At 71.2% G+C, this 1,352-nt stretch carries 1 protein-coding gene; it reads left to right on the forward strand.

What is annotated here, in order from left to right; genetic code table 11:
• A partial coding sequence (locus HMPREF1138_RS11575) for an ABC transporter permease (RefSeq protein WP_009058331.1) occupies positions 1–1,335 on the forward strand: 1,335 nt, incomplete at its 5' end.
• Positions 1,336–1,352 lie beyond the last annotated feature (17 nt).

Here is a 1,352-nt window from a genome sequence, read left to right on the forward strand (position 1 = left end):
GGGGCCGCCGCCCGGAAGAAGCACACCGTCCGCTTCGTCATCGGCGCGCTCATCGCGGTCGTCGGCTGCGCTTCGGTGGCCCTCGCGTGGCGCTCGGATAGTGGCGGCACGAAGTTCCTCGGCGCTTTCGGCGGGTCGCTCCTGGCGCTCCTTGGAGCGCTGCTCGTCGCCTCCGTGCTGCTGCCCGCCCTCACCCGCGCCTTCGGCTTGGTCTTCCCGGGCACGCTGTCCGCCATGGCCCGCGAGAACACCATGCGCAACCCCGGCCGCACCTCCGCGACCGGCACCGCGATCATCATCGGCGTGACCCTGGTCGTCACCATCATCGTCGGCGCCGCCTCCGTGCGCACCACCCTGACCAACGCCGTGAACGACGCCCGCCCCTTCGACCTCATGGCCGTGTCCACAGATGGGGCGATCACCGACGACCAGCAGGCCGCCATCGCGGCCACCGACGGCGTCGCCGCCACCGTCGCCCAGTACGCCGCCCCCGGCACCCTGACGACCACCTCGGGCGCGCCCGCCTACGCTCCCGGAGAGGGAACCGATGCGGAGGACGAGGCCCAGGCCTCGTCGGTCATGATCACCGGAGAACCCGACTACACGGGCGTCACCCACTCGACCGTCAGCCAGCTGGGCGATAACCAGGTGCGCGTCGGCGACGAGGCCCTGGCCGGGCAGACGCTGCGCCTGTGCGCCGAGTCGTGCGTGGACCTGAGCGCCACCTACGACAAGAACGGCAGCGTCGGGGAGGCCCAGGTCTCCGAGAAGACCCTGCGATCCATCGCGACGTCGCTTGAGCGTCAGGCGATCATCATCAAGATGGCCGACGGGGCCGACGCCGAGACCGTCCAGGCCGCGCTGCTCAAGGACTCTCACCTGAGCGTCAACGGCTCCGCGCTGGAGCGCCAGACGTACACGAAGATCATCGACCGGCTGATGCTCGTCCTCGTCGGGCTGCTGGGCGTGTCCGTCCTGGTGTCCCTGGTGGGCGTGGCCAACACGCTGTCCCTGTCGGTCGCCGAACGCACCCGCGAGAACGGGCTGCTGCGGGCGCTCGGCCTGACGCGCCGCCAGATGAAGGGCCTCCTCGCCCTCGAGGCGCTGTTCCTATCGCTGACCGGTGCGCTCATCGGCGTCGGCATGGGCGTCGCCTTCGGGTGGGTTGGCGTCATGAGCCTGCCCGTCGAGGGGGCCACCCCCGTGCTGAGCGTGCCGTGGCTGCAGCTGGTCGGCGTGTGCGTCGTGGCCATCGTGTCCGCGCTGATCGCCTCCTGGCTGCCCGGCCGCCGCGCCGCGAAGGTCAGCCCCTCGGAGGCGCTGGCCACGGAGTGACGCCGGTTGAGTGACGA

Source organism: Actinomyces sp. ICM58, from assembly GCF_000283035.1.
Taxonomy (GTDB): Bacteria; Actinomycetota; Actinomycetes; order Actinomycetales; family Actinomycetaceae; genus Pauljensenia.